This is a genomic window from Rhizobium sp. NXC24, from assembly GCF_002944315.1.
Lineage (GTDB): Bacteria > Pseudomonadota > Alphaproteobacteria > Rhizobiales > Rhizobiaceae > Rhizobium.
In genome coordinates, this window is record NZ_CP024314.1 from 1,207,808 (window position 1) to 1,234,237 (window position 26,430).

Sequence of the window (26,430 nt, forward strand, 5' to 3'; positions counted from 1 at the left end):
CAGACATATCACTCGGCAAAAGCAAATCATTTTCGAACTTATGCAAGGCCAACATGACACCTCGCAAGCGCGTCGGCTGCTATCGACCTTCGAGGAATTGCAACAGATGCATGTTGCCGAACGGAACCGGCTCCAAAAGGAGTTGGAGGCAATGAGGCCTTAGGCGCAGCCGGGAGGCGGAGCTCGGGACAGACCGGAGATCGAGGCGGGCTGAGGCGCCATCTCCACCTTGCAAAGGCTTAGCCTACTACCCATTTAGAGCCGTGAGGGCTGCGAAGCCGTGTGTATCGCGCCAAATGCTTCGCCGGAACCACGGCAAGAGCATTCGTTCGCAGCCAACGCCGCTCATTTGCGTAATGGGCATTCCTGCTATTTCTTATCGATTACGCTGGCCAAACGGCCGGCGGAGGATTTCTATTGAACAAACCGAACATCGTTGCCGCGCCCGCGGCGGTGAAGCCGCGCGAGCGCGATGTGGCCGTTAATCGGCCCGACAAGAACTGGAAACCGTATCCCTGCCTTCTCACACGTCGAGAACTGCAGGAATTGATCGCCGATCAGCTCGGCTGAGCGGCAACCATTTAATCAACCGCATCAACAAGGAGAACAGAATGCAGGTTCTGGTCCGAGACAATAACGTCGAGCAGGCGCTTAGGGCGTTGAAAAGAAAGATGCAACGCGAAGGGCTGTTCCGGGAGATGAAGGAACGACGGGCTTACGAAAAGCCCTCTGAGCGCCGTATCCGTGAAAAGGCACAGGCGGTCAGCCGGTATCGCAAGGCCGCTCGCAAGAAGATGCAGCGAGAAGGTCTTCTTGCCGCATCCAAACGAAGATCATCGGCACGATAGCACGATAGAGAAATACCCGCCCGGGCCGCCCTTCAATGCGGCGGCTCGCGGCTGAACGAACGGTTGAATGATGGACAAATTGTATAGCGTGACCGTTTCCGAAGAACGGCTTGAAGATTGCCGCGATGTCATTGAGCCCGACTTGCAAGACCTGATCGAACGAACGATCGGCTCCGGCTTCTCGCCTGCGGAGGTGTTGATCGCAATCAGCGAATTGGCGGCCGAGGATTTCGCCGCGGCCACAAAGATCCCGAGCGTCCACTGACCGTCGGCCTGGGAATGCGGCGGCAGCAATAGATCGGAACAATCAAGTCGCCCTTTGGCGTTCCGCCTTCCCAAATGCTTCACCTGACAGTGACGGTGGGATCAAGGATCTCTTTTCTCGCCCCAATTTCTTCTGCCACGGCGTCTGCGCAGGAGATTCCGTCAGCCGAGCAAGCAGGCTCTTCAACTCAGGCTCCTGCACTCTCGTGGCAGCTTCCGAAGGCGACAACCATTCTAAGGTACGCTCTTTGCGCTCCGGAAATTTGGCGCATACTTTCTTGACTTGGAGACGATGAACTTCGACCATCGACGGCATAACATTTTCTGAATCGAAAACCTTTAGATATGTGTAGTAGCCAAAGGGCTTTTTCTCGGCCTTGCCTTTGACACCGGCCTCTTCCCAAGCCTCGCGCTCCGCCACCTTGTTCGGTTTCAAACCCTTGATCGGCCAACCCTTCGGGATGGTCCAACGATGAGTTTCGCGTGTGGTGATGAGGAGAACTTCGATAGTTCCGTCGGCGCCGGTGCGAGAACAGATCGCGCCGAACTGCTCGGCCATCTCGCCATTCATCATTGTTTCCGCATATGCTGCGAGGCGTGCAAGATGGGGTTCGTTCTGGTTCATGGGTCCCGCCAAATTCCTAACTAAACGGGCGTTTGCATCTCTGAATCGGGCTTAACGACTGGCCGCATCCCTGTGAAGTAGATGAAGAAGCCCATCGCGAGGCCAACGCTACAACCTGCCGTTGGCAGAGGCGAACAGTCACTAACGGCGGGCCTACATGGCGGCCGCATACGGGATGCGACACCTTTAGCAAGGATGACCACCTCGCCGGGCATTCCAACTGCCGCTGAAAACATTTGTTCCCGACAGCCATGTGCCATGCCAGCCGCGCAACCACGATCCGATCCAAATGCTCAGCGTAGGATCCCGTGACAAAGAGGGCAGCTGGCGAACGTCACATCCTTATTAGATCCCTTCGGTAGCATGGCATCCACATCGGCAAAGCTGCATCTAGCGAGCGCTTTTGCTGATCCCCATTATGGAGCCAAAATGATGCTCCAAATCGATGGCTTGTGGTCGTTGATGGGGATGCCCGCGACCGGCTGTTTCCAGGAAAGCTCACTTGCCGCATACAAGCTACGATAGCGGGGGGCTTTGTTGCGACCTTAGTCCGACCCCCCCCGGGACCAAGGTCTGACAGCGCCCCGACTGAAGCCTCAAAACAGGAACAGACAAGGTTTTCAGTTGTTCTACCGAAAGCTCCGTTACCCGCGGACAAGTAGGAAAGACAAAGGAGAATCTGATGAAAACCAAAGTGTTCAGTGTAGCAGCCCTCTCCCTTGCATTAGCGAGCGGGTATGCTTTCGCGCAGTCGTCAACCGTTAACGGCGCAGCAGGCGGGGCAGTCACCGGTGCCATCGTGGGCGGTCCTGTAGGGGCTGCTGTCGGTGGTGTTGCAGGCGCTATTGTCGGCACCGCTATCGATCCGCCGCCACAGAGGGTGGTCACCTATGTGCAGGAGCAGCCGATGCCCGAGGACACGGTTGTCGTTAAGGAGAAGGTCGTAATTGGCCAGCCGCTGCCGAGAACCGTCAAAATAAGAACGATTCCGGAAAATCCGAAATACGCCTATGCGGTGGTCAACCACGAGCGTGTGATCGTTGAGCCTTCGTCGCGAAAAGTGATCCAAGTGCTTGACCGATGATCGACCAGTGGAGAGCCTAACGGCTCTCCCATTATTCCTCACCAGTAAAACGCAGAACCACGGCACCTCTGGCGCCGCGGCCGGCATGCGCCCGGAATGGAGAACGAATGAAGACACTTCTTATCGCATGCGCGCTCGGATTGGGCGCCTTGACAACGATGGCAGTTCCGACCCACGCCCGGCCGGTTGCGATCACCACCAACGATAGCTCAGGCTATTACGACGAGGGCTATCACTCCGGATCGACGTATCACGTCCGAGGCGATGTCCGCCACCATCATGTCCATTGCGTGAGCAGGACCGTGGAAACACATCATCATGGTCGGCTCATCATGAAGCAACAGCGCTTTTGCCGTTGATTGGCATCAGCGTACCAGAAGGAATTCAAGATGACTCGCAATCTGTTCTACATTCTCTTGGCGTCTGCCGCTCTTAGCCTCTCTCCAGTGGCTCATTCCGTTGCGACCGCTCAAGATTCACAGGATTCAACTGTCCTCCCGAAAACCGGCACCAAGAGCGGATCCGGTGAGACTCAAGGGGGAACTACGGAAAAAACGCCCGGCACAAAGTCGATGACTAAGCAGAGCTCTGGGGAATCCGGATCGTCCGACACTCAGTCAACCGTCAAAACGCCGAAGACCGAGGCGACCCAGAAATCCGGGTCGGGCACCGATACCCAGCAATCGACAACATCAGGCAAGACGCAGACGGAAACGGATCAGTCCAAGTCCTCCACTGATACAAGCGGCACGGCGAAGACTGGCAGCCAGACGAACACCACTCAGGAAAATACCGCAAAGAGCTCAACCACCAATACCAACATCACCGTTGAGCAGCAAACGCAGGTGCGGCAGGTGATCAAGGAAGTGCACACCACGCCGGTACGCGAGTCGGAAATCAAGACCGTCTCCGTAGGTGTCAGCATTCCGCACTCGATCAGGCTTGAGCCGCTCCCGCCGCGAATCGTCAAGATCATACCGCAATACAAGTCGTACCGGTTCTTCGTACTTGACGACGGTCGCATCGTAATCGTCGACCCCAATACGTTTACGATCGTCTATGTCCTTGAGGCCTGACACGGCCAACAACATCGAGAGTCATCGAATATGCCGCCGGCAAAAGCGATGACTCTCGCCACATCCCGACAATATTGCAAAGTTGACACAAAGCCTACGGGCTTGCCGCAGTGGCATCGGAACCAGTCAGCCCATCGCGAGTTCGGCTTTCTGAAATGGAGAGCCGATGTGAAAATCGCAAAACACCAGCCTAGATCGGTTTTGCCACTCCGATGGACGGCAATTCCGGCGACATGCTCGCACGAGCGGTCGGACTGATGCAGCAGAAATCCCCCCAATATGTTCACGACAAAGAAAACTCTGGCCTGGGCGGCGCCTTGGGCCGGGGTCTCATTTCTGGAGCGGCCGACGACGACCCCTCTGCGATAGGTACCTATGCCAGCGCAGGCGCCCGTTTCGGGCCGGATATCCTGTGGACAGCGCCGGTCACCCTGCCGATGATGTTCACCATCGTCTATCTCTCATCGAAGCTCGGCCAAGTATCGGGTAGAGGTCTGTTCCAGGCGATCCACGACTTCTATCCCCGTTGGCTGCTCTGGATTGTCCTGACAGGCGTCGTCCTCGGCAATACGATAGAAGCCGCCGCAGACCTTGGCGGTATAGCCGCCTCGATCGGCCTCTTCGCGCCCTTGCCAGCGCCCCTCCTCGTGGCGATCGTTGCGGCAGTTATTTTCGCTCTGCAGATCTTTGGCTCCTATACGCTGATCCGCAATATCTTTCGCTGGCTCGCGTTGACCTTGGCCGCCTATGTAGCGGCGGCCTTTATGGCAAAGCCCGATCTCCTGGCAACGCTGAAGGGCACTTTCATCATATCGCTCGAATTCAATAAGGAATTCCTCTCTATACTTGTCGCCATCATCGGCACCACGCTTTCCGCCTATCTTTATAGCTGGCAGTCCAACGAGGAAGTCGAAGAGAAAATAGCAAACGGGCAGACGACCTTGATCGAGCGGAAGGGCACCAGCTACCGCGAACTCAGGCGTTCTCGTCGCGACATACTGATCGGCATGACGTTTTCCAACCTGATCATGTATTTCATCATTCTTTGCACCGGCGCAACGCTGCATGCCAATGGCCAAACCGACATCGAGACGGCTGCGCAGGCGGCGGAGGCGTTGAAGCCGATTGCCGGAGACGCGGCGGGTTATCTCTTTGCCGCCGGTGTCGTTTCCGTCGGCTTTCTCGCGGTGCCGGTAATGACGACCGGTGCTGCTTACGATCTCGCCCAATCGTTCGGGTGGAAGGGTAGCCTGCACGCGAGCGCGCGTGAAGCACCGACATTCTACGTCATCATCGCCGTGGTGACGGCAATCGCCGTGGTGACGGCAATCGCCGTCGCGATGAATTTTCTCGGCTTCAATCCGATGAAGGCGCTGGTGTGGTCAGGCATCGTCCAGGGTTTCTCGACCCCACCCCTTCTGCTGCTCATCGTACTGATGACCAACAACAGGAGGATCATGGGCGACAAGGTCAATTCACGCGGATTGAACGTCATGGCCTACCTGACGATCGCTGCGATCTTCGCCGCGAGCATCGGGCTCGTGGTTAGCTGGTTTCTCTAAACAGGAACATTCGAAACTCCGCGATGTTCGGGCTTGAACCCTGTTCGGCAGCAAATCGAGGGATAACCGCAATGTCATCTTGGGAGCAAGGAAAATACCGGCCCTCGACCAGTCGCAATGAGGGCCGGGCACTCCGCTTCCGTCAGCCCGCATTGGGGCTGTAGATGAAAGGAGGGCTTTCGACGGCGTCGTCACGCTCGCCGCATCGAAGCAGATAGACCTCAGGCTCGGGATTTTGAAGTATCGCAAAACCCGAGCTTCGAAGCAGCGCTTCCGTCGCTGCCTTGTTCGGTATGAACCAGTTTGTCGGATCGCCCGCATAGCGGTTCTCGATGAAAAACAGCTTCGGATAATCGGGCCGGTCGAAGATGCCGCGCTCGGAAAAATCGTAGTCGCTCTCCAGCGTCGAAATCGTCTCAGCGCCGCGCTGCATGCACTGGAATAGCATGAGATCGCGGACGACGTGCTCCCGAAGCAAGTCCAAAGCAAGAAGGGGATGGCGGAGATGATAAAGGACGCCCATGAAAATCACGAGATCGAATTTTTCCTTGATCCCCGCGACGTCATAGACCGACATCTGGCGAAATTCGATATCAACGCCCGTCCGGGCGGCCACAAACTCCGCCTGTCGGAGATAACGCGGATCGGTATCGATCGCGACCACGCGGTCGGCGTTACGCCGTTTCATCTCCAGTGAATAAAAGCCTGCATTGCAGCCGATATCCAGAACGCTACAGCCCTTGAGATCTGCGGGCACCACGTCCTTAAAATGTCGCCACTTGAAGCTTGGATAGTCGCCGAGAAAATGGTCAGGCGCGGTTTCGATCCCTTCGATCCGAAGGTTGTGAAACCAGGGGCCGAGTTCTGCGATCCGTCGGCGCAAATCTTGCCGCTCTTCCGCGTCGATGGCCATCATCATGCTCCGAGCGGCAATTCCGTTGAACTTTTGATCGGTATGCGCCGACGATTTGCGCGCTCGACGACCGGCTTTTCGGCAAGTGTCTGGCTGAACCATGCGATCGTGCGCGCCAGCCCATCAGCGAGAGCAACCTTCGGCTCCCAATGCAGCAACTGCTTCGCCCGCGAAATATCCGGACGGCGCCGCTGTGGATCGTCCGGGGGCAGCGGCTTATGAATGATCGTCGAACGCGTCGGCACCATCTGCAGAACCATTTCCGCAAGTTCGGCGATTGTGAATTCGCCGGGATTGCCGAGATTGACCGGCAAGCCGGCATTCGGTTGGACATTCATCAGCCGTATCAGCCCGTCGAAGAGATCGGAGACATAGCAGAAAGACCGCGTCTGCGCCCCATCCCCATAGATGGTCAAAGGCTCGTTGCGCAGCGCTTGTACGATGAGATTGGAAACGATGCGTCCGTCATTGGGCTGCATGCGCGGGCCGTAAGTGTTGAAGATGCGGACGACGCGCGCATCCACCTGGCCCGTGCGAAGGCTGTCGAAGCAAAGTGTCTCGGCTGCCCGCTTGCCTTCGTCGTAGCAGGCACGGGGTCCGATGCAATTGACATGGCCCCAGTAGTCCTCCCGTTGCGGATGCTCTTCCGGGTCGCCGTAAACCTCGCTCGTGGACGCCTGCAGGAACGACGCGCCGTGACGCGCTGCAAGCCGCAGCAGATTGCCGGTGCCGGTAACGCTCGTCATCATGGTGTGGATCGGGTCCGCCTGGTAAAACGGCGGAGATGCCGGGCAAGCCAGGTTATAGATCTGATCGAGCGGCTCGCGGATATCCAGCGCATCGCAGATATCCTGCTCGATGACAGTGAAATCCGGATGGTTCTGCAGCGGCCGGATATTGTCGGGCGAACTCGTCAGATAGCTATCGACGCAGATCACCTTGTTGCCGCCGGCAAGCAGGGCATCGCAAAGATGCGAGCCGACAAATCCCGCACCACCGGCAACGAGAATGTTTTTTCTGGTCCCATGCCGCATCCGATTTCTCCTTTGTACTGTTACGCTGAAATACCTTGAGCCGATTGATCGGCTTCCTGGCGGCAGTTGATGAGCGCCGAGACCAATTGCTTTGCCCGAGCGCGACCGGTGTGGCCATTGCATACGATCTGATAGGCGGCATCCGCCATTCGCCGCCGCTTCTCGGCCGGCAGACGGGTCAAGGCTTCGACGACCTCGGCGGCGTCACGCGCGATGATGATGGTCTTGTCTTTCGGAAATACTTCATCCAAGCCTCGCCAAAAATCGCTGATAATCGGGGTGCGGCAGGCGGCGGCTTCGAAGAGGCGAACGCTGGGCGACCAACCAGCCGCACTCATATCGGCGCGCGTCACATTGAGCGTGAATCGCTGCCGGCTATAAAAGGAGGGATGATCGGCCGGTGGAAGGTGCTCGATACGGGCAACATTGGCCGGCCATTCGATTTCAGCCGGATAGCGCGGGCCAGCAACGACGAAACGCATGGTCGGCAGCCGGCGAGCCGGCTCGATCAGCAATTTCTCGAGCGCGGGCTGGCGATCGGCACTGTAGGTGCCGAGATAACCGAGATCCCATTCGGGAACTTCGCCCGTATTTCCGTAACGCTCCGCGTCGACGGAACAATAAAGGGCTTTGCCCTGAACGACGCCGTAATCCGCTTCAAGCCGGTCGATCACTTCGCCCCCGGAGAAGGAAAAATAGATATCGAACAGCGACATCTGCCGACCCGCGACATATTCCTCATCCTTTCGACCGAGCTTTGCGAGGGTGACCGGCGTGTCGATGTCATAGAAGCATAGAAGACGGGGCCGCAAAGCGGCGACGGCATCGATTATCGCAGCGCCCTCCGGCACATAGGAGCCGATGATGACGGCATCGGCAGAGATCAGGCGGCGCCGGAAGAGCGCAATGAACTCATCGACTCCATGGTAATATGAGAGCTCACAGAAATCCGGATCTGGTAGATCGCGCTGCGCCGCATACCAGGGAACATCGCGTTCAAGGAAGAGGACCTTGTGACCCTCCGCCCGCAGGCCTCTAAGAAGGGCACGGAAAGTGGTGGCATGACCATTGCCCCAGGAAGAGGACAACGAAAGGCCGAGGACGACGATATCGAGGGGCCGGCTCATTCCGCGGCTTCCTTCCTGCCGAAGTGCGACCGGAATAGGCGATCCACTTCGACGGCTCGATGCTCATAGGTATGGTCTCGAAGGACCCTCTGAAGCGCGCTCCAGCCGATGTCAGCCGCATGCTCGGCCGTCAGGCCTGCCAGGATATCGCCGACATCTCGGCCATCCCGGGCGACCAGCACCTCATCGCCCGGCTTCAGGAAGAGCTCGATGCCTTCCCAATGATCGGTAATCAAACAAGCGCCCGCCCCGGCGGCCTCGAAAACTCGGGTCGCGGGCGAAAAACCGTTTTGCGCCATGCTTTCGCGGGAGATATTAAGAACGGCTTTCGGCGTCACATTGAAGGCATTGTGATCCCTGGTCGGGACATGGCCGACATAGTTGACATTCGGCGCCATCTGCTTGTCCTGCCATCCCGAACCTCCCAAAAGGAAGCGGAGATCGCGGGAGCTTGCAGCCGGCTCGAGAAAGAAAGATTCGACCCGCGCTTCGCGATCTGGAAGCCGGTTGCCGAGAAAGCCGAGATCCGCGTCAAAACGGCGATCTGCAGCGACGGGATGATGGGTTTCCGGATCGAGCGCGTTGTAGATCGGTATGCAATTGGTCGCTCCGACGGAGCGATAGGCCTGAACAACGGGGTCGCCGCCGCCATAGGTCAGAACCATATCGAGCCCTGCAAGCGCTCTCCGCAGCGGATGCTCTGATGAGCCCTTCAGTTCGGCAAGTGTGGCCGGCGCATCAACGTCCCAGAATATCTTCAGTGCCTCCGGGCGCGCCGCCTTCATCACCTGCTGTAGCAGCAGGTCGTCCTCAAAGCCGACGCCGCTTGCCTTGATAACGATATCCGCAAGCGCCGCGTCGACGGCGACGTTTTTCTGCGCTTCTATCGTGCCCTCGTAGACCACTACACTGCACCATTCCGGCGGATCGATGTCTCGATTTTGCTGCCGCTGGTAGACATCCGGCTCGTAAAACGTGATCTGATAGTCTCTTGCCGCAAGGGCGCGCAGCAGCCCGCGATAATATGTGGCCGCGCCGTTCCAATAAGCGGAGAGGAGGCTCGATCCATAGAAGGCGATCTTCATTCCGCTACCTCCCGCTCTCCGGTCAGGCCATGCCGGGAAAGAATGGCGAACAGTTCGTCGACGCGATGACGACAAGTGTGGCGTGTGCGGATGGTTTCCAGCCCGCTCGTCGCCAGATCCGCGGCAAGCGATTGATCCGAAAGAACGTCGCGCAGCAAACGGGTCATTTCATTGCCGTCCCGGGCAAAGAGGAAATCCTTGCCGGCCCGAAACAATCCTTCAGTGTCGTTCCACGGCGCCGATACCAACGGGATGCCGCAGGCGAGCGCTTCGAACATGCGGATGGTGGGTATGCCCGGCAGTGCCTCGACATAAGGACGTCTCGGAATATGGATGGTGACGCGGTTTTCTGCGAAAGCGCGGGGCACCTCCGCATTGGCGATCCAGCCGCTATAATTTATGCCGGCTTCTTGGAGCGCTTCGAGTGCCTGCGCCGGATAGCGTACTCCACGGACGGTCGTAACCATATCCGGTCCAAGACGACGGCTCGGATCGATCAGAAACGAAGCGATCTCAGCACTGCGCTCGTCATCACCCCAATTTCCGATCCAGATCAGGTCGCCCTTCTTCTCGACATCCGGCATGGGTCTGAAGAGCGCATCGTCCGCAGCCTCGTGCCAGGTGAAGACATTGCGCCCCCACCCGGCGCGGAGATAACGCTCCCTTAATGTTTCACCGAAGGTCAGGACGATGTCGTAATCTTCAAGAGCAAGGGCTGCTATGTCTCCTTGCGCTGAGACGGCTCGGTGATGGGTATCATGAAAGACGAGGATGAACCTGCCACCTTGCCCTCGCGCCCGGCCCAGGCGGGCAACCAGCGCCGGATCGGTCCATTCATGTACGATGACGACATCGGCCGTGCCAACCGCGGCCTCGTGTTCAAAACCCTCATCATACGAGGTGGAGTGCAGCCGGGGAAAGGTGCGGTGGAAAGCCACGATCGCCCCCTGCCCCTGGTCTCGCAACAGATTGTCACGGCTCCACGATCCTGCCGGTTCGAGAGCAACGGCATCGTGGCCGCGCCTGATGAGGTCGCGCATGATCCCACGCAGAAAATGCGCGTTGCCATGATTCCAATCCGAAACGAGTGAATGAGTATAGAAAAGAAACTTCATAGCTTCCCCCGCTGCCCTACGCTGCCGGAACGCTGCATGGCGCGCGCATAAACGTTCAGAAGTGCTTGGCACTGCGCGCCCGCGGAAAATTCGCCCGAGCGCCGCTGTGCAAGCTCACCAATAGCGGTTCGCATGGCGCCATCGTCCACGAGCCTGTCGATCGCATCGGCAAACGACCGGGGATGGCGCGGATTGGCAAAAAGCGCCGCGCCGTTCCAAAGCTCGCGGTAGGTGGGAATATCGGCGAGGACCAGCGCGGCGCCAGCGCGCGCTCCTTCAAGAGCGGCAAGGCCGAAGGGTTCGTAAAGGGAAGGCGACGCCACGATCGCGGCTTTCGCCATGAGAGCCGTCACCTCTTGATGCGGCAGCTCGCCAAGGCGGACCGCGTTGCGGATGGCGAAATGCTGGCCGGCAGGTCCTTCGGTCGGACCTGCCATCAGCACGCGCGCGCGGCAAAGGCTGGCGGCTTGATCCAGAACGGCGCCGTTCTTGCCTTCGTCCCACCAGCGTCCAGCCGCCAGCACGATCTCCTCTTTCCGCACCGGCGGCGGTTCGAAACGGCAGGAATTATAGACTACTTCGAGATTGGCGATCGGCCCGTAGCAGCGGCGAAGCGCGCCTGCATGGCTGCTGCTCGGCACCATGACGGCATCGGCACGATCGAAACCCAGCCTATTCCGCCGCTCCTGCCAAAGCCAACCGACGGGAACATCGCAACCGCGAACACTATCGAACCAGGTGACGACGCAGGAGTGCGAAACCACCACTACCGGCAGGTCGATGTCCAAGCACGCCGCCTGCGACGGCAAATTAAGATGGAGCAAGTCGATCGAATGCTCCTCGATCAGCCCGGCCAGGAGATCGGGGATGAGGTTCAGCCGGTCTTCACTCTCCGTCGTCCAGTCGAGGGGAGCGTTCAGCCAGGTCAAAGTTCCAGTCTCGCAGGCTTCCCGCGATTGCTCGGCGGATGGTGGCGGTCCAAGGCCGGCAAAAACCGTCTCGACATCATAAGGTCTCAGCGCCTTGGCGAGATCCATGGCATAGCGCCAGACGCCACCGACGGCATCGACGGTCATCAGAATGCGGCGCGGCCGGCTGACTTGCATTTGAGAATGGGCCGGCTTCGAAAAGCGATCCAGATTGACACCGAGCGCGCCGTTCATGCCGTCGCCCTCCTCGGCTGGCGAAACCGCGAAGCCGGGAAACGATTTTCGACGAGCCAATCGCGCAGATCGCGAATGCCGTCGCGCCACGTTATCTCAGGCTTCCATCCGACGGCGTTTTGCAGCGCTCGTGTATCGGCGACGAAATAGAGCTGGTCGCCGGGGCGCCAGTCGCCATTTGCCGTTTCTAGGGGACGACCAGTCAGTCTGCTAATTTCGTTCAGCACCATGCCGATGCTGACTGCATTTTGCGGACCGCCGCCGAGATTGAAGGCCCGACCTTTCAGGTGGTCTATCGACCGCATGAGAGCTCGGTAGGCGGCGACGGCATCGTTCACGTGCAAGATGTCGCGCACCTGCTTTCCGTCGCCATAGATCGCGATTCTCGTGCCCTGCAATGCACAGGTGAGAAAATGGGCAACCCAACCCTGGTCCTCTGTGCCGAACTGGCGTGGGCCATAGATGCAGCTCATGCGTAGCGCCGCCGTCGGCATGCCGTAGGACTTGGCGTAGTCCAGGACATATTGATCGGCGGCCCCCTTCGAGCAGCCATAAGGCGTGCAGAAATCCAGTTTCCGCCCTTCGTCGAAGCCATGCACACGCAGCATCTCGTCGGCCGGAACGTACCGGTCATCGAGTTCCCGCATGGCGATCCCCTCGATACCGCCATATACTTTGTTGGTGCTAGCAAAGACCAACGGCGCATCGCGCCCGGCTTTGCGCACGGCCTCCAACACATTGATCGCCCCGTGCGCGTTGGTTTCGAAATCATCCATCGGATGAACGAGGCTCGTTGTTACCGCGGTCTGCGCAGCCATGTGGAAGACTGCTTTGGCATCTGAAAAAACCGACTCTATGGCGCCGAAATCGCGGATATCGGCGAGCACTGGATGAACGCGGCCGGCGTGATGGTCCTTGAGCCACCGGAGGTTCTCTTCGACACCGGGACGGCTGAGATTGTCGAGGATGACGACCTCCTCGCCATCCCGAAGATAGCTTTCGGCGAGATTGCTGCCGATGAAGCCGCTGCCTCCGACGATGGCAATGTGTCCGCTTCCTGGTCTCATGAGATAAGCCCCCGCTCTTGAAGGTGCCTCGTCATTTCCGCATTCCGGTCGACCGCGCCACTTGCGAGAACCCATTCGGCAAACGGACCGAGCGAATTGTCGAGTCGGTGCCGCGGTTCGAAACCGAGCAGTTCCCGGGCCTTGGAAATATCGGCGAAACAATGGCGGATGTCGCCTGAACGGGATTTGCCAGTGATCTCGGGGGTAATTTGTGGCAGGCCCATCGCCTCGGCCAGCAACATGGCGACCTGAGATATCGTATAGGCTTGGCCGCTGCCTATATTGATGACGTGACCCGGAGCCCGCGGCTGCTCCAGGGCAAGGCGAAAAGCACGCGCGACGTCGCCCACATGCACGAAATCCCGGCGCTGCTCGCCATCCTCGAAGATCATCGCCGGGTGCCCGTTGGCGAGGCGGGATGCGAAATTCGCCAGTACGCCGGTATAGGGATTTGAGAGCGCCTGGCCGGCACCGAACACGTTGAAAAGCCGAAGCGCCACGGCCTCGACGCCGTAGGCCTCGCCGAAAATGAGGATTTGGCGTTCCTGAGCGAATTTGGTGAGCGCATAGATCGATGCGAGATCAACCGGCTTCTCCTCATCCGTCGGAGCCGGAACAAGCACCTCGCCATTTGGACCCAAGGGATCCCATTGCCCTTGCCGTATGCGCGCGCCATTGCGGCGTATAAAGCCGAAATACTCTCCCGATCTCGATACGTACAGCCCCTCGCCATAGACGCTCATGGACGAGGCAACGACGATACGCTTGACCGGAAGGCCGATTATCATTTCGAGGAGAACCGCCGTGCCGAGATCGTTGCCACCGACATAGCGGGCGATCTCGTACATGGACTGTCCGACGCCCACCTCGGCGGCGAGGTGAATGACGCCGTCGATATTCTGCAGCGCCTTTCGGACGGCCTCTTTGTCGCGCACATCGCCACGAATGATCTCAGCAGCACTCGAAAGATGAACCTCGGCGTCACCGTGCACCTGGTCGATCATCGCATCGAGGACGCGGACCTCATATCCATTTTCGATAAGTTCTTCAGCAACATGGCGGCCAATGAAGCCGCAACCACCAGTAATAAGAATGCGTGACATCATTCACCTTGGACTGTAGATTGAAGGGCTTTTGATCGCCTCCCAACCATGAGCCGCAAGGATTGTTCCTCAAGCTATGACATCTTTGTCTCTTCGGACTTAATCAACGATACCGCCAGCTCGTCCAACGGGCATAGTTCTTCTTCATCAAAGACTTCTTCCGGAACAAGCCTGTTCCAGCAAAGTTAGGCGGGCTTCCAAGCGCTGCCGTCAGGGGCGCTCCATCGGCGACACCTGCAGGAGGATGCGATGAACTTGCTCACCCCGGTGCAAACACGGACCATGAAGGCCGCCGTCGTTACCGGAGCCGGACGGCTGCGCATAGAAGAGGTGCCTCTTCCGCAACCTGGCGCTGGACAGCTCCGGGTCAGGCTCGAAGGTTGTGGCGTCTGTGCTTCCAACTTGACGCCTTGGGCAGGTCCCGAATGGATGCAATTTCCGACCGAGCCCGGAGGCCTCGGCCACGAAGGCTGGGGTGTCGTGGATGCGGTCGGAGAGAACGTCCTGAACATTGCCGTCGGCGACCGTGTCGCGTCGCTCGGCCAGCATGCCTATGCCACCCATGATCTCGCAGATGAAAATGCCGTTGTCCGTCTACCCGCTGAGTTCGACGGCCAGCCATTTCCCGGCGAACCGCTGGGTTGCGCCTTGAACATCTTCAAGCGCAGCGAGATCGTTGCCGGACAGACTGTTGCCATCGTCGGCATCGGCTTTCTCGGCGCCTTACTGACACAGCTCTGCGTGGCGGCCGGCGGACATGTCATCGCCCTTTCGCGCCGGCCATTTTCGCTCGACCTCGCGAGACGTTCGGGCGCCCGCGAGACGATCCTGCTGGATGATCACTGGCAGATCATCGAACGGGTGAAGCGGCTGACGAAAGGACGCTTCTGCGACCGGGTCATTGAGGCCGTCGGAAAACAATGGCCGCTCGATCTTGCCGCGGAACTGACCCGTGAACGCGGCCGCCTCATCGTCGCCGGCTATCACCAGGACGGGCCGAGGCAGATCAATATGCAATTGTGGAATTGGCGCGGCCTTGACATCGTCAACGCGCATGAGCGCGATCCCGCCATCTATATCGCGGGCATTCGCGATGCCATTGCCGCGATCCGCGCAGGGCGCCTCGATCCTTTACCGCTTTACACTCACCGGTTCCCTTTGGAGCGTCTCGATGACGCCTTGAACATGACGCGTGATCGGCCCGATGGTTTCGTCAAAGCTCTGGTTGTCTTCCCATGAGCGAGGTCGGCATAGAAATTCGACTTCAAAACCTCGTCCGCCCTCCCCGGATTGGTTTCCTGGGTGTCGGCTGGATCGGGCGGCATCGTATGAAAGCCATTTTGGAGACAGGACGGGTCGAAGCGGTGGCAATCTGCGATCCTTCGCCGGACATGGCGGAAGCAGCGCGCGAACTCGCGCCCGAGGCTGCCATCGCCACCTCCTTCGACTCTCTGTTGCAAGGGAACCTTGACGGCATCGTCATCGCCACGCCCAGCGCATTGCATGCGCAACAATCGATCGAGGCCCTGAAGCGCGGCATAGCGGTCTTCTGCCAAAAGCCGCTCGGACGCACGCGGCAGGAAGTCGAGCGCGTGGTCGAAGCGGCTCGCGCGGCGGACAAGCTGTTGGGCGTCGATCTTTCGTATCGCCACACAAGCGGCATGCGCTGCATTCGGGATCTCGTCCGCAGGGGCGAACTCGGCAATATCTTCGCTGTGGATATGGTTTTTCACAACGCCTACGGACCGGACAAGGCCTGGTTCTATAACAAGGCGCTCTCGGGCGGTGGCTGCGTCATGGACCTCGGCATTCATCTGGCGGACCTTGCACTGTGGACGCTCGACTTTCCGACCGTGACGAAGATCGAAAGCAGCCTCTTCTGGGAAGGAGTTCCAGTCCGGGCCGATGGCAACGACGTCGAGGATTTCGCTATCGCCACGGCTACGCTGTCGACCGGCACCGTCCTGCGGATGGCATGCTCGTGGCGCCTGAATGCCGGTTGCGATGCCATCATCAGTGCGGGATTCTATGGAGATAAGGGCGGAGCGACATTGCGTAACGTCAATGGATCCTTTTACGATTTCATCGCCGAGCACCATCGCGGAACCGGGACGGAGACGCTTACAGCACCGCCGGATGAATGGGGTGGGCGCGCCGCCTCAGAATGGGCGATGCGCCTTGCCGCCGGCGAAACATATGATCCCGCATGCGAAAAGCTGATCGCCTCGGCGGCACTGCTGGATGGCATCTATAGTCGCTGAGATAGGCTGATTGTGCCGTTGTGAACTGCACGCATCACCACCTGATACGATAATCGACCCGCACATTGCCCGCTGGCGTTAACGTCAGCGGGTCCGTGAGTGAAGCGGTGAGATTGAGATTGGGCACAATCGCCTGGTTTAAGGCAAATGTACTTGAGAAGGTACCCCTGACGTCCGTTAGCTCTCCGCTCGCCGAGATCGACGTTCCGCTCGAGGGAAAGATCATCTTTACCGCCTGCGAGGCGGTGACGGAGGTAGGCGCGGTCTGCGTCGTAGTCACGTTCAACGACCGCAGCATCTGCATGTCGAGATCTTGCGAGACGATCCAGTTTCGCGAGCGGCCAAGGTACAACATTCCGCTCCCCCTCAGCGTATCCACCCGCACCGCGACCTCGCGCTGCAAATTGCTGGCAAAATTGCTGCGTTCGTCCACCGCTCGTCCCCACAATGTGGCGAGTTCGGAACCGTTCAGGATCTTTCCACCGGCCGCGCCTGCGAGACCAAGATCGGCACCCGCGCTCATTTCCCAGGCCATGGGCAACCGAAAGCCGATCGTCGTGTGGTAGGTCCGCGGAGCGACTTTGACCGGCGTCCAGATCACCAGATCGCCGGCATGAGCCTTATGCGAAAACGGTGCAGTGCTTGCGAGGACACTAAGAAAAATAGCCGTTGAAAAAAATCTCATCACAAAAGCCCAATTGCATTTATATCAATGCCAGCGCGCCGAAGCGCTGCATCGACAGCCGAACACAATGCGAAAACGCACTTTCAGCCTCGGATTGATTTGGTTGGTAAGAGCCGATCCAGCGGTGTGCTGCCTGCCTTTTCAACATGCGCACCGCCGTCGCGCGAGACAAATACTCCGCGCGCCTCAGCAACTCTCGATGCCTAAAACTCCCATTCAAGGGATTGCTTGTAAACCCCTCGCACGAAGTTTTTTGCTGCGATGCACATGTGCCGCATCTCTGCCACCTCTTGACGATCGGCCTCTTCGGGAACAACGCCGGCACATTGGGGTTCGGAGCCACCAACCATTGGAGGACCCCATGGCAGACAGCGAAATCCGCGACGTTTTTATCGTCGGCCTCAAGAATGCCCATGCGATGGAAAATCAGGCGCTCAGCATCATGAAGCCGCAACTGTCGCGCATCGAAAATTATCCGGAAGTTGCTGCGAAACTCGAGCAGCACATTCGCGAAACCGAAGGTCAGCTTGTGCGCCTTGAGGAGATTCTCGAGGGGCTTGACGAAGACCATTCGATATTCAAGGACATGGCCCTGTCGTTCACCGGCGCGATGACGGCCATGGGTCACACGATGGCGGGCGATGAGATCCTGAAGAATTCCTTTGCCAATTTCGCATTCGAAAACTTTGAGATCGCCGCCTACAAGTGCTTGTTGACCGTCGCCGATGCCGGCGGCTTCGCTGCCGCGACGACCGCCCTGCAGTCCAATCTCGCCGAAGAGCAGGCGATGGCAAGATGGCTTGATGTCAATCTGGCCGCTGTCACCCAGAAATTCCTGCTGCTGCGGAAAGGAGGAGCGGCCGCCAAGCTCTGACCGAGACGCCATGCGCGATCGATCGCGGACAACCTTAGGGACCCACCGCCCGCGAAAACGAACGGGACGGCGCGATCGTCAGTTCTATGGGAGCGCCTCCACGAGTTCCACCGGATCGGTCGATAGAACCATGCGCATTCTGTTTTGGCTGTGCCTGGCGGCCCTAACGGTTGCCGCTGCGATCTGGTTCGTTACAGGACCCACCGTTGGGTGGCCATGATGAAGATCCTCGATTCTCACAAAGAACCAACGACAAGCTTTTCTGTTCCAATCGCTAAGCCCCTTAGGCTGAAAACCCAATCATACGATTGATTATATCTTACGTCTTTGATTCAATGTGCCAGTTTGAAGGAGATTGGATCATGGCAGGGGAATTCTGGCTCGATGATTATCAGTGGGCAGCGATTGAACCACTGCTGCCGACTAACCAACCCGGATCGCCCCCACCGACGACCGCCGCGTGATCAGCGGCATCATTCATGTGTTGAAGTCTGGCTGCCGCTGGCAGGATTGCCCGGCCTGCTATGGACCTTCGACGACGATTTATAACGGTTCCATCGATGGTCGGCGCGTGGGATCTGGCGTCAGCTATTCGATGCACTGGTCAAGACGGATGACACCGATATCCAGTGATCGACAGCACAACCGCCAAATCCCACCGCTCGGCTGCGGGCGGAAAAGGGGGGGCGGGTGCCTGGGCCATCGGTCGCTCGCGAGGCGGCAGATCGACAAAATCCATGCTGTTGTCGATCGTTGCGGCCGCCCCGTCGCGGTTAAAATAACACCCGGACAGCGCGGCGACGCTCCTGTCGCCATAAGCCTGCTCGAACCCCTGCCGCCTAGTCGTCTCTGCGCTGCCGATACCGCCTATGACAGCAATGCCCTGCGGCTCTTCCTCATTCAGCGAGGAACCCATCCTGTCATTCCCAATAACCCGACCCGCAAACGAATCCAGCCGTTCGATCCCCAGGCCTACAAATGCAGAAACATCATCGAATGCATGTTTTGTCGTCTTAAGGACTGGCGAGCTTGTCGCAACACGCTACGACAAGCTCGCCATAAACTTCGCCGCAGCATGCTATATCGCTGTAATCATCAATTGGTGGATTTGATTGAGTCTCGACCCAGGGATCGCTGTGCGCATTAGGGCTTGTCGGTGGGCTTTTAGATATGGGCCGAGGCCGCGACATTGAAAACCGGGTTCCGGCGCGTGTGCGGCCCTGATAGTTTCGCCGATGCGCGCGGCCGTGGACCACTGCATCGACCTTGAAGCGGCGCCTCAGCTCTTGGATCTTGCAACGCCTTGGTTGTTTTCCGCGACCGAGCCTGTAAGCGGGGCACTTTGACGCTTTGCGCTCACCCGATCGGTCGATAGAGACGGTGGTGCCTCGGGTGCCTGTATGGCCTGCGTCGCAGACTCCGTCTCTTCGGTTGCCGAGGGTATTGCATCCTGTTCGGCCTGCATTTGATACTGTTCTTGTTCGATCTCGCTGTCGGCACGCTGCCAATGATCGAGATCCTGGCCTTCCGGCCGCCCTTCTTGCTCCCAAATTTGATAGGCGCGCAGGCGGATCTTCTCGTCCCTTGAAGCTTGCATGGTCTTCTCCATCGCTCCGGCTCTTGAGGAAAATCAGTTCTTGGCGTCGGCACTTCTTGGCGCCGCCGTTGAACGACCTCGAACCATCGCGCACTGTGAATGTTCCCGCGTTCTTCGGTCGCTGGAGCTTTTTCTTCGCATGTCCTTGTAAGTGCTGTCGGCCTTTTGTTATTTTCAGAAACCTGGGAAAGCGGCGCGGCTTCGAGATCTCAGCCGAAGTCCTCATCGAGTTGAGCCGCGAGTTGCTGGCGGGCGCGGTTTATCCGGCTCTTTATCGTGCCGATCGCACATCCGAATTTTTCCGCCGCATCGTCGTAAGAGCGGCCCTCAATAACCACATATTCCAACACCGCCCGATAAGGCTCCGGCAGCCGGTTGCAGGCTCGCTCGAGTTCCTTCGCGCGGATCGTCCATTCCTGCGAGGGTGCCTCCACACCGAATCCGGAGACGCACTTCTTGCTGCCGGGCGACTCCCGCTTGGCTATGCGGAATTTCGTGCAGAAGGTGTTGCGCATGATGGTGAACAGCCAGGATTTTAGCCGTGTGCCTGGATCGAACTGGTCAAGATTGGCGAGGGCCTTCGTCAAGGTTTCCTGAACCAAGTCATCGGCATCGGCGGAATTCCTATGGAAGGTTCTGGCAAAGGCGCGAAGAGCCGGAATGAGATTTACGATTTCAGCCTTTAAGTCGGCGGATCGGGACGTATCGTACACAACGCTCTCCTTATAGCCGCGTCATCGGGACGATCGACGCGATGTTTGCATCGCCCCGCTAATGCAAACGCGCGACTACCGCATCCGGCGTCCGGGCGGGGCGCCGGTCGGATCATTCCAACGATCTTGTATTGAGCGAGTTGCCGCGACGAAGCCTGACGCCCTTCAGGCTTCTCAAGCGCTCTTCGCGTCCCCTAGAGAACGACTCCGTCGCCAGCTTGTTCCGTGCGGATACTCAAAATTCTTCGGCATCGTCTGATGCGATGTGTGAGGCCGGTTCTGATGAATAGACGTATGAATAAACTGGCACGTCGCCTGAAAATCGATCACCTCGTCCCGGACATAGGAAGGTGGACCGCGCAGGTGGCGACAGGGGCCTACAGGAAGGGACAAAAATCCACGCGATCCAGCTTCCGAACTTGCGTCCATGCCCTAGGTTCCCGTTCGGAAAAAATATAGCTATCCCCGATATTTGCCTTCGTTCATATCCGCGGGATCATAGTTGAGATCCCAGTCCTTCTCCGGCTTTTTCTCGCCCGGCGGCCTCTTGTTCACTGTCGCGTCGTCCGATCCGGTAATCACCTTCGGCTTGGCGCTGGAGATACCGCTGTTGCGGCTCTTTTTGAGCAGCCTGCGATATTGGCCCTTCGCGTCCTTGTGAATGGCGGCTGCATCGTTTCCGCCAGGATTATCCGATTTCGACATTTGCTTGCCTCCTATCGCAGGGCTTCGTTGTGACAGGGTGGGCCGTCGTTCAACATCCATTCCAATCCGCTCCTTTTGAGCAAAGCCTCCGCGGCCGATTGGTTCCCCGCTTGCCAAGATTTCCTGCGCAGAGGCAAATCCATCACAGGCTGCCGGGTGCGTTCCATGCGCATGGCAGCACCCAAAGGATTTGACGTCGCGCATATCTCCTCCTCGTATTGATCACCGTTCTGGCCGTCATGGTGGCTGAAAAGAGATCGGCAACCGAAGATCGAAACGCGGGAGATATTCGACGGTAAATCCCCTGCCCCTCACGAATGGAACAAACTCTGCCGCCGCTGGTTTCCCCTGGCATGTGAGGGTGTGATGGCAAATCGCGACATCATCGTCATTGGCGGATCGGCGGGATCATCCGATCCCCTGAGAACCATTCTAGGCGCCCTGCCTCACAACCTGAAGGCGGCGGTGATCATCATTGTCCACGTCCCGGCAAATAGCTCCGGTATATTCAGGTCCGTGGCCTCCGCCTCCTGCAATTTGCCTGTAAAAAACGCCGAGGATGGCGATGTCATTCTACCTGGCCATGTCTACCTTGCTCCTCCCAACTACCACCTGCTAGTGATCAAGGAGAAGCTGGCCTTGGGAAACGGGCCCCGCGAAAATCTCTCTCGTCCCTCGATCGACTCGCTCTTTCGCTCCGCCGCCCTTTCCTATGGTCCAAGAACCATTGGTATCCTTCTCAGCGGCAGGATGAACGATGGCGCATCCGGCCTGGCGACAATAAAGAAAGCCGGGGGCATCGCCTTGGTTCAAGCTCCGACCGATGCGGCTTCCCCTGAAATGCCGACATCGGCATTGGAAGCCACTCCCGTCGATCTCAGTGCGACATCCGCGGAATTGGCAAAGGCAATCCTTCGCTTCGCATCGGAGCCGCCGGGGCCACTGCGACCGTTACCGGCAGGTGTCAGGATTGAAGTGGAGATCGCCGCAGGGGCGCGCGCAGACACCTCTAAAATCAAGGAACTAGCCGACACTTCCCCCTTGACATGCCCGGAATGCGGGGGTGTTTTATCGGAGGTGCGGGATACGCAACCCCTGCGGTTTCGCTGCCAAATCGGCCATGCCTATACTGCGAAGGCACTAATTGCCGAACAGCGCGATTCCATTGATGTCGCCATGCGCGTGGCGCTGCGAATCGTGGAGGAACGCGCTGCTCTCGTCAGCCGTATGGCAAAGGAAGCCTCAAAGGCCAACCGCCTGGGCATGGCGGAAATGCATGAGGAGCGGGCTAGCGAATACAGAAAGCACGTAGATGTCTTGCGCACGGCCATTCTTCAGGGCATGGAAGACAAGGACCCTCACGAAAGCGGGTCTGAGGTCGTTGACCTCGAAATGCATGCGGGAACGAAGCCGAAATCGTAATGGGCCGTCTCGGCGGCTCGACAGCATGGAACGCCAGACGTGACAAAGAAATCTCGGGTAAAAAAAAGCGACGAGCTTTTGACTGATGCCGGAGTTGAAAACAACGAAGGTGCTGCTTTGCGGTTGCCGATCGTAGTCGGGATCGGAGCTTCCGGGATGGAGACCGGCGGCCTCGAAGTTTTCCTCGAGCATATGCACTCTTCTCCGGGCGCCGTATTTGTCATCGTACTGCAATATCGCGACGCTTTCGATCAGGACGCATTGCAGGCCCGTCTGGCGACAGTGAGCGGCCGCATCGTGCGGTGGGCCTCGAATGGGGAAGCAATAGAATCCGAGCGCATCTATATCGTTCCGGCTGGCGTGACCGCCGCCTTGAAAAATGACCGGCTGCTGATAAATCACGCATTCGACACATCCGGTGAACGCGGGACCATGGACAGCTTCCTGGTCTCTTTGGCCGAGCAGGAGCAAAAGCGGGCCATCGGGGTTGTTATGAGCGGCTGCGGGACGGACGGCACTCTCGGCGTTATTGCTGTCAAGGAGCAAGGCGGGTTGGCGCTAGCGGAAAGGGGCCCGGAATTTGTCGACATATCCCACCCGTCCTCACAGCCGAAAAGCGCGGCTGCGGTGGCGGACCTGGTGTTGTCTGCCGAGGAACTGGCAACCCGCATCAAGGCGCAGATTCGCAGCCTCCAGCGCCAGACGCTGGCGCAGGATTTCGACGAACTGGTTATGCAAGCCGGGCCGCAGTTGACGCGGATTGCCGCCGTGCTTCGCAACAGGACAGGTCACGACTTTCATGGCTATAAGCCCAATACGTTCTTGCGGCGCGTGCAGCGCCGCATTCAGGTAACACAGACTGATACCATCGAAAATTATCTTGAATTTCTGCGTTCCGATGCCGACGAGGCAAATAGCCTGTTCAACGACCTGCTGATCGGCGTGACGCATTTCTTCCGGGATGCGAAAGAGTTCGAATATCTCGAACGCGAGGTCATTCCGAAACTTTTCGAAGGCAAGGGAGCGGGCGATCACATCCGTATATGGGTGCTTGGCTGCGCCACGGGCGAAGAAGCATATTCCATTGCTATTCTTTTGCGTGAACAGATGGCGAGGCTCGACATCGTGCCGCACATCCAGATCTTTGCCACCGATATTGATAACCGCGCGCTGGCGCAGGCGCGTGTCGGACGATATGCCGCCTCCGCTATCAAGGATGTTACGCCCGAGCGTCTGGCGCGATGGTTCGTCAAGGAGGGCGAAACCTATTGCGTGGTCAAGGAACTGCGGGAAATGTGCCTGTTTTCGCAGCACAATCTCATCAAGGATGCACCCTTCTCAAGGCTCGACATGGTTTCGTGCCGCAACCTGCTGATTTATCTGGGCGCAGAACTTCAGAACAGGGTCATTCCCCTCTTTCATTTCGCGCTGCGGCCCGGTGGCTATCTCTTCCTTGGAAATTCCGAAAATGTCAGCCGGCACGGAAAGCTTTTTTCCCCAATAGATCGCCGCTTCCGGATATTTCGACAAATCGAAACCATGACGCGTCTGCTGCCGGATTTTCCGCTGTCGGCGGCAACCGAGCGCAATCCGTCCACGGCCACGCCGTCGGGAATGCGCTCGGCCGTCAACAATGTTTCCGTACTGACGAAGCAGGCCGAGCGGATCATGGAGCGGTATGCGCCTGCTTACATGATCGTCGACGAAAACCATGATGTGCTGCATTTTTCCGGCCGCACCGGCAAGTTCATCGATCCGCCTTCGGGTCATGCCAGTCTCAATGTCTTTAGTCTGATCCATCGTGATCTGCGCATAGATTTGCGTGCAGCGCTCCATAAGGCAGAGACCGATAAGGCAACGGTCAAAGTCAGTGGCTTGAAGATCGGTCAAAACGGCAGCGCGTTGGTGGTGACCATGTCGATCGAACCGATCGATCCCGCGCCGGGGCAGCCACGCCGTTTCATGGTGATCCTCCAGGATGGCCATGTGGTTGGCGAGGATGGCGCCGGCGGCGTCATTCCATCCGCCGGTCAGGAAGAACATGTGCGGCGCCTGGAAGACGAGCTTCGCCAGGCACACGACCGGCTTCAGGCTACGGTCGAGGAGCTGGAAAGCACCAACGAGGAATTGAAGGCTTCGAACGAGGAGTACCAGTCCGTCAACGAAGAGCTTCAATCGTCGAACGAGGAACTCGAGACCTCCAAGGAAGAACTCCAGTCACTCAACGAAGAACTCCAGACGGTCAACGGTGAACTCGCTCATCGCGTGGAAGAACTGGCGCGCGCAAATTCCGATCTCAGGAATCTGCTCGACAGCACGCAGATTGCCGCTGTTTTTCTAGACAACGATCTGCGCATCAAAAGCTTCACGCCCGCGATCACCGATATCTTCCATCTCATCGATACCGATCTCGGCAGACCGATCCATCACATTGCCACGAGAATTGCCTATGACGATCTCGAGCAGGATGCGCGTCGCGTCATCCGAACGCTGAGCAGTATGGAACGGGAGACGAAAAACCCGCAGACCGGTTCGCAATATCTCATCCGCGTGCTCCCCTATCGCAGCGTCGACAATGTGATCGAGGGTGCCGTCCTGACCTTCATGGACGTGACGGCGCTCGTAAGGGCAGAAGAACGCCTGCGTGACCGCGAAGCGCTTCTGCGTTCTGTCGTCGAAGGCATTCCGCAGCTTGTCTGGCGCGCGGCAGCAGAAGGCAATTGGACCTGGAGCAGTCCGCAATGGACGACCTACACCGGACAAACCGAGATTGCATCGCTGGGCAGAGGCTGGCTTGAACCGATATATCCCGATGATCGCAAGAAGGTCCTCGAAGCCTGGAAGGAAGCCGAAAGCACCGGACTGCTCGAATTGGAACACCGCCTCTTCAATGCCGAAACGAATGGATACAGAACCGTGCATCTTCGTGCCCGGCCAGTGAAGAACGATGCCGGCAAGGTAGTCGAATGGTTCGGGACGGCGACCGATGTGCATGAAATGCAGCTTCTTCAAGAGCATCAGCAGATATTGCTGCATGAGCTTCAGCACCGTGTGCGCAATACGCTTGCGATTGTTCGTTCGATTGCCGCCCATACTGCCGAAACGAGCGATACGGTGGCAGACTATGCCCGTCATCTGGAAGGCCGCATCAATGCAATGGCCAGAACGCAGACCTTGTTGACGAGTGCGCCGGATGCCCCAATTGACCTCAGAGGCCTGATCGAAAGCGAAATATCCGCACAGACCGGTAAGGATGAAAATCCGGTTACGATAACTGGCCCGGACGCGGCGCTTTTCGGGAAAGTGGCTGAAAATATGAGTCTCGCGATTCACGAATTGACAAGCAACGCGGTGAAATATGGTGCGTTGTCGAAAGAAGGCGGCGAGTTGCACGTATCATTCCATAATCATAGTGACGGCAAAAAGCCTTCTCTGAAGCTGGTCTGGCAAGAGACAGGGCTTACGGGATTGCCGGAGAAGCCGGCACGGCGCGGATTTGGGTCGGAGCTGATTGAAAGTGTAGTGCCGTATCAGTTCGGCGGCACCGGACGGATCGAATTTACGCCGGAAGGATTGATCTGCACCATCGAACTTCCTCTTTCCGAGAAGATCAAGCTGCATGACCATTAAACATAATCTGTGGCAAAGGCCTAATTTAAGGACCTTTACCATCCTCCGGACGTTCGGTCTGGCAAGATGAGCCCAAGCTACAGCCACTTCTTTTCCGGCCGACGGATTTTGATCGTAGAAGACGAATATCTTCTTGCCAACGAGGCGCGTCGGCAGTTGCTGAAGCTCGGAGCTATAGTCGTCGGGCCGACGGGAAGGGTCGACCAAGCCCTCGAACTAATCCAGGACGAAGATGTCGATGCGGCGATCCTCGATGTCCATCTTGACGGCGAGATGGTGTTTCCCGTGGCCGAGAGGCTGGATGCGCTCAATATTCCTTATGTCTTTGCGACCGGTTATGATCCGTCGATCATTCCCGCGCGTTTTACCGGCTTCGTACTTTGCGAAAAGCCGATCGAGATAGAACACATCGCACGAGCCCTTTTCGGGCCTCGGTCCCAGGATTCCTAAAGTGCCGCGTATTTATTTGGACGCGCA

26 protein-coding genes and 1 pseudogene are annotated in these 26,430 nt (G+C 58.1%); 14 read left to right on the top strand and 13 right to left on the bottom strand.

Annotated elements, in window-relative coordinates:
- Window positions 1–417 precede the first annotated feature (417 nt).
- From NXC24_RS35605 to NXC24_RS29655, 3 genes are all read left to right on the top strand, one after another.
- On the top strand, window positions 418–570 hold the full coding sequence (locus NXC24_RS35605) for a hypothetical protein (RefSeq protein WP_199773619.1): 153 nt from the start codon (window positions 418–420) through the stop codon (window positions 568–570).
- Window positions 571–611: 41 nt separating this feature from the next.
- Window positions 612–848: a 30S ribosomal protein S21 gene (rpsU, locus tag NXC24_RS29650; protein ID WP_104826922.1), complete on the top strand. Its 237-nt coding sequence runs from the start codon at window positions 612–614 to the stop codon at window positions 846–848.
- 70 nt (window positions 849–918) lie between these two features.
- A complete protein-coding gene (locus NXC24_RS29655; protein WP_104827903.1) occupies window positions 919–1,113 on the top strand; it encodes a hypothetical protein in 195 nt (64 codons plus the stop codon).
- Between the two features lie 42 nt (window positions 1,114–1,155).
- On the opposite strand, the gene NXC24_RS29660 is transcribed toward NXC24_RS29655, so the two are convergent.
- Entirely contained in the window at window positions 1,156–1,737 is a 582-nt protein-coding gene (locus NXC24_RS29660; RefSeq protein ID WP_104826923.1) for an NUDIX hydrolase, read from the bottom strand.
- A gap of 682 nt (window positions 1,738–2,419) precedes the next feature.
- Between NXC24_RS29660 and NXC24_RS29665 the strand changes: the two genes are divergently transcribed.
- The 4 genes from NXC24_RS29665 to NXC24_RS29680 all read left to right on the top strand — a co-directional run bounded on the left by NXC24_RS29665 (window position 2,420) and on the right by NXC24_RS29680 (window position 5,459).
- On the top strand, window positions 2,420–2,821 hold the full coding sequence (locus NXC24_RS29665) for a DUF1236 domain-containing protein (RefSeq protein ID WP_104826924.1): 402 nt from the start codon (window positions 2,420–2,422) through the stop codon (window positions 2,819–2,821).
- Window positions 2,822–2,928: 107 nt separating this feature from the next.
- Window positions 2,929–3,180: a hypothetical protein gene (locus NXC24_RS29670; RefSeq protein WP_104826925.1), complete on the top strand. Its 252-nt coding sequence runs from the start codon at window positions 2,929–2,931 to the stop codon at window positions 3,178–3,180.
- Window positions 3,181–3,210: 30 nt separating this feature from the next.
- Entirely contained in the window at window positions 3,211–3,897 is a 687-nt protein-coding gene (locus NXC24_RS29675; RefSeq protein WP_104826926.1) for a DUF1236 domain-containing protein, read from the top strand.
- 257 nt (window positions 3,898–4,154) lie between these two features.
- On the top strand, window positions 4,155–5,459 hold the full coding sequence (locus NXC24_RS29680; protein ID WP_104827904.1) for an Nramp family divalent metal transporter: 1,305 nt from the start codon (window positions 4,155–4,157) through the stop codon (window positions 5,457–5,459).
- A 142-nt stretch (window positions 5,460–5,601) separates the two neighbouring features.
- On the opposite strand, the gene NXC24_RS29685 is transcribed toward NXC24_RS29680, so the two are convergent.
- From NXC24_RS29685 to NXC24_RS29720, 8 genes are read right to left on the bottom strand one after another with little or no spacing between them, the layout of a single operon-like run.
- A complete protein-coding gene (locus NXC24_RS29685; RefSeq protein WP_104827905.1) occupies window positions 5,602–6,375 on the bottom strand; it encodes a TIGR04290 family methyltransferase in 774 nt (257 codons plus the stop codon).
- A complete protein-coding gene (locus NXC24_RS29690; protein ID WP_104826927.1) occupies window positions 6,375–7,406 on the bottom strand; it encodes a UDP-glucuronic acid decarboxylase family protein in 1,032 nt (343 codons plus the stop codon). The genes NXC24_RS29685 and NXC24_RS29690 overlap by 1 nt, the downstream gene beginning before the upstream one ends.
- A gap of 20 nt (window positions 7,407–7,426) precedes the next feature.
- A complete protein-coding gene (locus tag NXC24_RS29695) occupies window positions 7,427–8,533 on the bottom strand; it encodes a glycosyltransferase (RefSeq protein ID WP_104826928.1) in 1,107 nt (368 codons plus the stop codon).
- A complete protein-coding gene (locus tag NXC24_RS29700) occupies window positions 8,530–9,618 on the bottom strand; it encodes a glycosyltransferase (protein WP_104826929.1) in 1,089 nt (362 codons plus the stop codon). The genes NXC24_RS29695 and NXC24_RS29700 overlap by 4 nt, the downstream gene beginning before the upstream one ends.
- The gene (locus NXC24_RS29705) at window positions 9,615–10,733 is read right to left on the bottom strand and encodes a glycosyltransferase (protein ID WP_104826930.1); all 1,119 of its coding nucleotides are present in this window, start codon (window positions 10,731–10,733) and stop codon (window positions 9,615–9,617) included. Before NXC24_RS29705 ends, NXC24_RS29700 begins: the two co-directional genes overlap by 4 nt.
- Window positions 10,730–11,839: a glycosyltransferase family 4 protein gene (locus tag NXC24_RS29710; protein ID WP_245464199.1), complete on the bottom strand. Its 1,110-nt coding sequence runs from the start codon at window positions 11,837–11,839 to the stop codon at window positions 10,730–10,732. The genes NXC24_RS29705 and NXC24_RS29710 overlap by 4 nt, the downstream gene beginning before the upstream one ends.
- A gap of 53 nt (window positions 11,840–11,892) precedes the next feature.
- Window positions 11,893–12,963 (bottom strand): NAD-dependent epimerase/dehydratase family protein, encoded by a 1,071-nt coding sequence (locus NXC24_RS29715; protein ID WP_245464070.1) that lies wholly within the window; start codon window positions 12,961–12,963, stop codon window positions 11,893–11,895.
- Window positions 12,960–14,066 (bottom strand): SDR family NAD(P)-dependent oxidoreductase, encoded by a 1,107-nt coding sequence (locus NXC24_RS29720; RefSeq protein ID WP_104827907.1) that lies wholly within the window; start codon window positions 14,064–14,066, stop codon window positions 12,960–12,962. Before NXC24_RS29720 ends, NXC24_RS29715 begins: the two co-directional genes overlap by 4 nt.
- A gap of 249 nt (window positions 14,067–14,315) precedes the next feature.
- On the opposite strand from NXC24_RS29720, the gene NXC24_RS29725 reads away from it, so the two are divergent.
- Complete coding sequence (locus tag NXC24_RS29725) at window positions 14,316–15,305, top strand: zinc-binding dehydrogenase (protein WP_104826932.1); 990 nt, start codon at window positions 14,316–14,318, stop codon at window positions 15,303–15,305.
- A complete protein-coding gene (locus NXC24_RS29730; protein WP_104826933.1) occupies window positions 15,302–16,327 on the top strand; it encodes a Gfo/Idh/MocA family oxidoreductase in 1,026 nt (341 codons plus the stop codon). Before NXC24_RS29725 ends, NXC24_RS29730 begins: the two co-directional genes overlap by 4 nt.
- A gap of 34 nt (window positions 16,328–16,361) precedes the next feature.
- Here NXC24_RS29730 and NXC24_RS29735 read toward each other — a convergent pair whose 3' ends face one another.
- Window positions 16,362–17,012, bottom strand: coding sequence for a hypothetical protein (locus tag NXC24_RS29735; RefSeq protein WP_245464071.1), 651 nt, complete (start codon window positions 17,010–17,012; stop codon window positions 16,362–16,364).
- A 361-nt stretch (window positions 17,013–17,373) separates the two neighbouring features.
- Between NXC24_RS29735 and NXC24_RS29740 the strand changes: the two genes are divergently transcribed.
- The gene (locus tag NXC24_RS29740) at window positions 17,374–17,886 is read left to right on the top strand and encodes a ferritin-like domain-containing protein (protein WP_104826934.1); all 513 of its coding nucleotides are present in this window, start codon (window positions 17,374–17,376) and stop codon (window positions 17,884–17,886) included.
- 362 nt (window positions 17,887–18,248) lie between these two features.
- Window positions 18,249–18,998: pseudogene (locus NXC24_RS29745) on the top strand (IS5 family transposase).
- A gap of 167 nt (window positions 18,999–19,165) precedes the next feature.
- Here the strand turns inward: NXC24_RS29745 and NXC24_RS29750 are convergent.
- The 3 genes from NXC24_RS29750 to NXC24_RS29760 form a co-directional block, all read right to left on the bottom strand.
- Window positions 19,166–19,495, bottom strand: a complete 330-nt coding sequence (locus tag NXC24_RS29750) for a DUF2934 domain-containing protein (RefSeq protein WP_245464072.1) — start codon at window positions 19,493–19,495, stop codon at window positions 19,166–19,168.
- A 197-nt stretch (window positions 19,496–19,692) separates the two neighbouring features.
- Window positions 19,693–20,196 carry a sigma-70 family RNA polymerase sigma factor gene (locus NXC24_RS29755; RefSeq protein WP_104826936.1) on the bottom strand — a complete coding sequence of 168 codons (504 nt, stop codon included), beginning with the start codon at window positions 20,194–20,196 and terminating at the stop codon, window positions 19,693–19,695.
- A gap of 459 nt (window positions 20,197–20,655) precedes the next feature.
- Window positions 20,656–20,901 carry a hypothetical protein gene (locus NXC24_RS29760; protein WP_245464200.1) on the bottom strand — a complete coding sequence of 82 codons (246 nt, stop codon included), beginning with the start codon at window positions 20,899–20,901 and terminating at the stop codon, window positions 20,656–20,658.
- A 366-nt stretch (window positions 20,902–21,267) separates the two neighbouring features.
- Between NXC24_RS29760 and NXC24_RS29765 the strand changes: the two genes are divergently transcribed.
- From NXC24_RS29765 to NXC24_RS29775, 3 genes are all read left to right on the top strand, one after another.
- Entirely contained in the window at window positions 21,268–22,323 is a 1,056-nt protein-coding gene (locus NXC24_RS29765) for a chemotaxis protein CheB (protein WP_104826937.1), read from the top strand.
- Window positions 22,324–22,362: 39 nt separating this feature from the next.
- Window positions 22,363–25,953: a CheR family methyltransferase gene (locus NXC24_RS29770; RefSeq protein ID WP_158704578.1), complete on the top strand. Its 3,591-nt coding sequence runs from the start codon at window positions 22,363–22,365 to the stop codon at window positions 25,951–25,953.
- Window positions 25,954–26,019: 66 nt separating this feature from the next.
- Entirely contained in the window at window positions 26,020–26,403 is a 384-nt protein-coding gene (locus NXC24_RS29775; RefSeq protein WP_104826939.1) for a response regulator, read from the top strand.
- The last annotated feature ends 27 nt before the right edge of the window (window positions 26,404–26,430 follow it).